The 7,045-nt window shown below is 72.9% G+C and carries 9 protein-coding genes; 6 read left to right on the forward strand and 3 right to left on the reverse strand.

Translation table 11 applies throughout. From position 1 onward, the window contains the following. The coding region (locus AC13HU_RS28025) for a GNAT family N-acetyltransferase (RefSeq protein ID WP_483044747.1) at positions 1-534 on the forward strand (534 nt) is incomplete at its 5' end. A gap of 121 nt (positions 535-655) precedes the next feature. After that, positions 656-2,353 carry a proline--tRNA ligase gene (locus AC13HU_RS28030; protein ID WP_483044748.1) on the forward strand — a complete coding sequence of 566 codons (1,698 nt, stop codon included), beginning with the start codon at positions 656-658 and terminating at the stop codon, positions 2,351-2,353. Between the two features lie 234 nt (positions 2,354-2,587). Here AC13HU_RS28030 and AC13HU_RS28035 read toward each other — a convergent pair whose 3' ends face one another. The 3 genes from AC13HU_RS28035 to AC13HU_RS28045 are packed head-to-tail and all read right to left on the reverse strand — an operon-like array spanning position 2,588 to position 4,523. After that, positions 2,588-3,550 carry an aminoglycoside phosphotransferase family protein gene (locus AC13HU_RS28035; protein ID WP_483044749.1) on the reverse strand — a complete coding sequence of 321 codons (963 nt, stop codon included), beginning with the start codon at positions 3,548-3,550 and terminating at the stop codon, positions 2,588-2,590. Positions 3,551-3,592: 42 nt separating this feature from the next. After that, on the reverse strand, positions 3,593-4,054 hold the full coding sequence (locus AC13HU_RS28040; RefSeq protein WP_483044750.1) for a ferritin-like domain-containing protein: 462 nt from the start codon (positions 4,052-4,054) through the stop codon (positions 3,593-3,595). Further along, the gene (locus tag AC13HU_RS28045) at positions 4,020-4,523 is read right to left on the reverse strand and encodes a hypothetical protein (protein ID WP_483044751.1); all 504 of its coding nucleotides are present in this window, start codon (positions 4,521-4,523) and stop codon (positions 4,020-4,022) included. The genes AC13HU_RS28040 and AC13HU_RS28045 overlap by 35 nt, the downstream gene beginning before the upstream one ends. Positions 4,524-4,661: 138 nt before the next feature. On the opposite strand from AC13HU_RS28045, the gene rimP reads away from it, so the two are divergent. From rimP to AC13HU_RS28065, 4 genes are all read left to right on the forward strand, one after another. After that, positions 4,662-5,228: a ribosome maturation factor RimP gene (gene rimP, locus AC13HU_RS28050; protein WP_483044752.1), complete on the forward strand. Its 567-nt coding sequence runs from the start codon at positions 4,662-4,664 to the stop codon at positions 5,226-5,228. Between the two features lie 2 nt (positions 5,229-5,230). Then, the gene (gene nusA / locus AC13HU_RS28055) at positions 5,231-6,214 is read left to right on the forward strand and encodes a transcription termination factor NusA (RefSeq protein WP_483044753.1); all 984 of its coding nucleotides are present in this window, start codon (positions 5,231-5,233) and stop codon (positions 6,212-6,214) included. Between the two features lie 104 nt (positions 6,215-6,318). Next, positions 6,319-6,597, forward strand: a complete 279-nt coding sequence (locus tag AC13HU_RS28060; RefSeq protein ID WP_483044754.1) for a YlxR family protein — start codon at positions 6,319-6,321, stop codon at positions 6,595-6,597. 173 nt (positions 6,598-6,770) lie between these two features. Next, positions 6,771-7,045, forward strand: a 275-nt coding sequence (locus tag AC13HU_RS28065; RefSeq protein ID WP_483044755.1) for a translation initiation factor IF-2 N-terminal domain-containing protein, incomplete at its 3' end; no start/stop codon positions are given.

The following is a 7,045-nucleotide window of genomic DNA, read 5'->3' on the forward strand; positions in this document are numbered from 1 at the left end:
GTGGTCGGCCCGTGCGCGCTCAGCGAGCACGTGGACGAGGCGCTGGGCGTGCAGGCGGTGGCGTTCGGGCTCGGGCCCGAGGAGGTCGCGATCCGCCGGCAGATCGTGCGGCGCCACCTGGCGTGCACGGGGGCGCGGGCACTGGCCGCGCACAGCACCGCCGACGGCCGGATGGTCGGCTTCGTCTACGGCCTGCCCAACGACCGGGCGCACTGGTGGTCGAGCGTGGTCCAGCCGTACCTGCGCGCGCAGGACAACGACGGCTGGCTGGACGACTCCTTCGTGATCACCGAGCTGCATGTGCTGCCCGACTTCCAGTCCCGCGGCGTCGGCCGCCGGCTGATCACCGAGATCACCGACACCGCCACCGAGCCGCGCAGCATCCTCTCCGCGATCGACGGGGAGAGCCCCGCCCGCCACCTGTACCGCTCGCTCGGCTACCGCGACCTGGCCCGCCCGGTGCACTTCCCCAGCGCGACCCGCCCCTACGCCGTGATGGGCGCCCCGCTGCCGCTGTCGCGCCGCCCGGAATAGCGACCTGGGGAGTCGCAGGGCGGCGCGAGCCTTTCCCTACTACTCCCGGTCGTAAACCTCTACGGCCCCCGCCCGCCCGCTGGATATCCTCGCCGGACCTTCGAGGAACACGGAGAACACGATGGTCCTGCGCATGTCCAAGCTGCTGCTCAAGACGTTGCGTGACGACCCGGCCGACGCGGAGACCACCAGCCACAAGCTGCTGGTACGGGCCGGGTACGTACGCCGCTCGTCGGCGGGGGTGTGGAGCTGGCTGCCGCTGGGCAAGCGGGTGCTGGACAACGTGTCCCGGATCGTCCGCGAGGAGATGGACGCGATCGGCGGCCAGGAGGTGCTGCTGCCCGCGCTGCTGCCCCGCGAGACGTACGACGCCACCGGCCGCGCCACCGAGTACGGCGACCTGCTCTTCGCGCTCACCGACCGCAAGGGCACCGACTACGTCCTCGGGCCCACCCACGAGGAGAGCTTCACCCTGCTGGTGAAGGACCAGGTCACCTCCTACCGCGATCTTCCGGTGATCCTTTACCAGATCCAGACCAAGTACCGTGACGAGGCCCGGCCCCGCTCCGGGGTGCTGCGCGGCCGCGAGTTCCAGATGAAGGACGCCTACTCCTTCGACCTCGCGCCGGAGGGGCTCGCCGAGGCGTACCGGTTGCACCGGGAGGCGTACACCCGGATCTTCCGCCGGCTCGGCCTGGACTTCCGGATCGTCTCCGCCGTGTCCGGGGCGATGGGCGGCTCCGCGTCCGAGGAGTTCCTGGCGCCCGCCGCGGCCGGCGAGGACACCTTCGCGGACTGCCCGGCCTGCGAGTACGCCGCCAACACCGAAGCGGTCGTCTTCACCGCGGCAGTCCCCGCCGCCACCGACTCCGGTCCGGTCGAGGAACTGGACACCCCCGGCACCGCCACCGTCGAGGCGCTGGCCGCCGCGGTCGGGGTGCCCGCCGCCGCGATCCTGAAGAACCTCCTGGTGAAGGTCGACGGCGAGATCACCGCGGTCGGCGTGCCCGGCGACCGCGAGGTGGACCTCGGCAAGCTCGCCGAGCACCTCGCCCCCGCGACCGTCGAGCTCGTCACCGCCGAGGACTTCGCCGCCCGGCCCGACCTGGTACGCGGCTACGTCGGCCCGCAGGGGCTGAGCACGCTGGGCATCCGCTACCTCGCCGACCCCCGGGTCGCCGCCGGCACCGCCTGGGTCACCGGCGCCAACAAGCCCGGCCGGCACGCCGCCAACGTGGTCTGCGGCCGTGACTTCACCGTCGACCGCCACCTCGATGTCGTCACCGTCGAGGCCGGCGATCCCTGTCCCCGCTGCGGCGCCGGCCTGCGGCTGGACCGGGCCATCGAGATCGGCCACATCTTCCAGCTCGGCCGCAAGTACACCGACGCGTTCCGGCTCGACGTCCTCGGCCCCGACGGCAAGCCCGCCCGCGTCACCATGGGTTCCTACGGCATCGGCGTCTCCCGCGCCGTCGCCGCCCTCGCCGAGCAGACCGCCGACGCCCACGGCCTGTGCTGGCCGGCCGAGGTCGCTCCCGCCGACGTCCACATCGTGGCCGCCGGCAAGGGGGCCGCCGCCGGACTCGCCGCGCGCGCCGCGGAGGCGGCGGACTCAGCAGGGCTCCGGGTTCTGCTGGACGACCGGGACGGGGTCTCGCCCGGTGCGAAATTCACCGACGCCGAGTTGATCGGGGTGCCCCGCGTGCTCGTCGCCGGCCGCCGCGCGGCCGAAGACGTCGTCGAACTCCGCGAACGCCGTACCGGTACCCGCGAAGAGCTCCCCCTCCCCGAGGCGATTGCCCGCCTCCGGGGCGCCTGACCCTCCGGGGTGCCCCGTGCTGCCGGTTCAGGGACCACCCGCCGGTGGTGGGCTGGGGGTACCTCCCAGGCGAAGCTCTGGGGGAGCGCAGTTCCCCGCGCCTGGGTTGGGTTGGCGACGCTCTTTTCGCGGAAGGGCCGCAGGAATTCAGGGGCGCGGGGAACCGCGCGCGCAACCGGTCACCGGGCGGCACCCGGGAGCGGCCCGCGGCACCCGCGGCGGGAGCCGTACCGCCTACAACCAGGTCGCGAACTCCAGGAGCAGCTCGCCGTCTTCGCGGCCACCGACCGCCAACCCCCACACGCCCGCCTCGACCGCGCGGAAGAAGGCCCAGTCGCGAAGCCGTTCCGGGTCCACCTCAAGCGCATCCGCGAGCTTCGTCAGGCGCCGCCGGGCCGCCGCCCGGGAACCAGGCTGCGCGGCGAGCGTCGAGAGCCGGTCCCGCACCAGCCACGCGAGGTCGTACGCCCGCTCGCCGATCAGCGGCTTGGGATCGATCGCCAGCCACGGCATGCGATCCCCGGCCAGCACGTTCCCGTGGTGGTAGTCGCCGTGCAGCAGGACGGCCTCGGGTGCGGTGCCGACCAGGCGGTCCCAGCGCGCCAGCGCCTCGTCGATCAGCGGCCGTACGTCCTCGGCGTACGGCTGCTCGCGGCGCTGCCGCAGGAGAGGCACCAACGCGCCGGTGTACTCCTCGACGGTGGTGAACGGGTGCCCGTCGGCGGGCGGTACCCACAGCCGCTGGAGCACCCCGGCCGCTTCGAGCATCGCCTTCGGTTCGGCGAGCGATCGCAGCGACACGTCGGCGTGCAGCCGCTCCAGCAGCATCACGCCCTGCTCCGGGTCGGCCCGCAGCAGGCGTACGGCGCCGCGCCCACCCCAGTGCGCGAGCGCCGCGTGCTCCTGCGCGGTCTCCCGGTTGACCATGCCGACCTTGAGCACGGCCGGGGTGCCGTCGTCCGTACGGACCAGCACGATCATGCTGATCCGGCCGCCCGCCGCGAAGACCCGCTCCGCGGTGAGCCCCCAGCGGTCGAGGTAGCCGGTGACTGTCTCCGGCAGCCGGGTCAGCCACTTCCGGCCCGCCTCGCCCTCCCAGGCGGTGACGGTACGGGTGAGCCGCTCGGGCGGCTCGATGACCACGCCCGCCGGTCGGTGGTCGCCCTCGCCTTCGCCCTCGTGCGCCGCTGCGCTCATCGTGTCGCGTTCCCTCCGTCGTACGCCCGTGCGGCCCGCCGGTCAGGGCTCCTCGGTCAACCCCGGGAAGGCTACGCCGCCGCCGGTCCAGCGCACGGCACGCACCGCCGCCTCGCGCAGCGCGCCCGCCGCGTCCTGCCGTATCCCGCCTATCGCCGCCGCCACCAGGTCGCCGTACGCGTCCGCGACGTGCTCTTCCAGGTAGCCGGCCAGCCGCAGCGCGTCGGCGGGCCGGGGCACGGCGAAGGGCAGTTCGTAGCCGGCGGCGGCGGCCACCGGGACCGCGCCCAGGTCCGCCACGGTGCGGGCCATCGCGTCCCGGCGGGCCCGGTGCGCGTCGTACGCCTGTCGCGCCTCGGCCTTCCGGGAGTCGGCCACCTTGCCGCCGACCACGCTGTAGCCGTAGACGGCCGCGTGCTCGGCGGCGAGGGCGGCCTGTGCGGCGTCGACGATCGTGCTCACCGTGCGCTCACTTTCCGGCCGGGCGGCCGAGCAGGACGACATGGCCCGCGCCCGCCGCGGCCACCGAGGCCAGCAGCCGGGCGAGGCCGCCCGGCATGTCGAGCAGCGTGGCGGCCCGGCGGTCGGTGAGCGTGCGCTCGGCGGTGGCGAGCGCGGCCAGGGCCTTGTCGGCGGTGGCGGGCACGGCGGACGCCGAGCCCGTGGAGGTGGGCGCCGGGCTGCCGGTCGCCGAAGGGGCGGCGGGGGCCCGGCCGCCGAAGGCCCGTACCTGCGCGGCCGTGTCCGCCCGCAGCGGTGCCAGCCGCGCGGCCAGCCCCGGGTATGCCGCGATCACCGCGTCGTACCGCGCGACCAGCGCCGCGCTGTCCCGGGCCTCGCGCGCCTGCCACGCCGCGTCCGACGCGTCGGCCCGTCCGGCGGTCGAGGCGCTGCCCCGGCCGCCGGAGCACCCCGCCACCACACCGACGGTTGCCATGGCCACGGCGCTACGCCGGGTCAGCTTCGGGATCATGACAGGGAGTGTATGGGGGCGTGCCGACGTCCTGGCGCCCGCCCCGCGGCGCGTCCGGGGGTGGTCGGACTCGGGTAAAGTGCGGTCCAACACGCGACCTTCCATGACAACAGCAGACGCGGCCGAGGAGTCACCCGGATGAGCACCACCCAGAGCGAGAGGCTGCGCGCACTGCTTGAGCCGCTGGTCGGCGAGGCGGGACTGGAGCTGGAAGAGGTCAAGCTGTCGGCGGCGGGCAAGCGCCGCCAGCTGATGGTCGTCGTGGACGCGGAGGACGGCGTCCAGCTCGACGCCGTGGCAGAACTGAGCCGAGCGATGTCGCAGGCCCTCGACGCATCCGACGTCATGGGGGAGAGCGAGTACGTCCTCGAGGTGACCTCGCCCGGCACCGACCGTCCGCTGACCGAGCCGCTGCACTTCCGCCGCAACGCCGGTCGCCTGGTCAAGCTCCAGCTCGAGGAGCGCGGCGAGCTGATCGCGCGGATCATGGCGGTGGACGACCAGGGCCTCGACCTGGAGGTCCCCGGCGTCAAGGGCCGCAAGCCCAAGCCGGCCCGGGCGGACTTCGCCGAGATCGCCAGGGCCAGGGTCGAGGTCGAGTTCAACCGCAAGAGCGGTGCCGACGACGGCGCCGACGGGACGGACGACGAGATGGACGACGGCGACGAGACCGTCGAAGACGACGAGAGCACTGAGGAGGCGTAGCCGTGGACATCGACATGAAGGCCCTGCGGGGCTTGGTGACCGAACGGCAGATCTCGTTCGACCTGCTGGTCGAGGCGATCGAGTCGGCACTCCTCATCGCGTACCACCGCGAGCCGGGCAGCCACCGCCGGGCCCGGGTCGAGCTGGACCGGAGCAGCGGGCAGATCACCGTATGGGCGACCGAGGACCAGGAGGAGGCGGGGGAGGGCGCCGAGCCGCGCGAGTTCGACGACACCCCCAGCGGCTTCGGCCGGATCGCCGCCTCCACCGCAAAGCAGGTGATCCTGCAGCGGCTGCGCGACGCCGAGGACGACATCACCTTCGGGGAGTACGCCGGCCGGGAGGGCGACATCGTCACCGGCGTCGTCCAGCAGGGCAAGGACCCCAAGAACGTGCTGGTCGACATCGGCAAGCTGGAGGCGATCCTGCCGGTGCAGGAGCAGGTCCCCGGCGAGGACTACGCCCACGGCACCCGGCTGCGCGCCTATGTGGTGCGCGTCGCCAAGGGCGCCCGCGGCCCGTCCGTGACCCTCTCGCGCACCCACCCGAACCTGGTGAAGAAGCTTTTCGCCCTGGAAGTGCCCGAGATCGCCGACAACTCGGTGCTGATCGAGGCGATCGCCCGCGAGGCCGGGCACCGTACGAAGATCGCGGTGCGCTCCACCCGGTCCGGACTGAACGCCAAGGGCGCCTGCATCGGCCCGATGGGCGCCCGGGTGCGGGCGGTGATGGCCGAGTTGCACGGTGAGAAGATCGACATCGTGGACTGGTCGGACGACCCCGCGGACATGGTGGCGAACGCGCTGTCCCCGGCCCGGGTCTCCCACGTCGAGGTGGTGGACGCCGCCACCCGGTCCGCCCGGGTGACCGTGCCCGACTACCAACTCTCGCTGGCGATCGGCAAGGAGGGCCAGAACGCGCGGCTCGCCGCACGGCTGACCGGATGGCGGATCGACATCCGGCCGGACACCGAGCAGCAGGACTGAGCCGACAGCCCCCGCCGGACCGGCGAGGCTGTGAGTTCTGAACGAACAACCGTCCGTTAGCCCACTCGAAGGAGTGAGGTTGGCGCGGGGAGGTAGACTAAAAGGTGTCTGGTCGGACGCTGACGTCAGCATGCCCGGAGCGAACCTGCATCGGCTGCCGTCAACGCGCGGCCAAGAGCGATCTGCTGCGTGTGGCGGTGAGCGGGGGTGCGTGCGTCCCCGATCTTCGCGGTACGCTGCCCGGTCGGGGTGCTTATCTGCATCCCGCCCTTGCCTGTCTCGACCTGGCGGTCCGCCGTCGGGCGTTCGCCCGGGCCTTCAGAGGACCGGTCACGCCGGACACCGCGGAGTTGCGCCGGTACGTCGAGCAGGCAGCCCCGTAAGAACCGGTAACACCCGTAAGAAGTAGAACGGCACGGATACACCGTGCGGTCAGGTACCTCGCGAGATGGAAGTAGGTCGAGATTGCGATGAGCACTCGATGAGTACGCGATGAGTACGCCCATGAAGTAGCGACGGTCCGGCGGACGATCACCCCGGACCTAAAAGGAGCGAAGTGGCTAAGGTCCGGGTATACGAACTCGCCAAGGAGATGGGAGTCGAGAGCAAGGTCGTCATGGCCAAGCTCCAGGAACTCGGCGAATTCGTCCGTTCGGCGTCCTCGACGATCGAGGCGCCGGTTGTCCGCAAACTGACTGACGCTTTCCAGGGGCCCGGCGGCGGTAGCGCCGGCAAGTCCGCTGCGAAGCCGTCCGCGCCGCGCAAGGCGGCGCCCTCCCCGGCGGCAGGCCGCCCGGGAGGCACCCCCAAGCCGGCAGGCCCCACCCCGGG

Source organism: Streptomyces sp. NH27 (assembly GCF_056859195.1).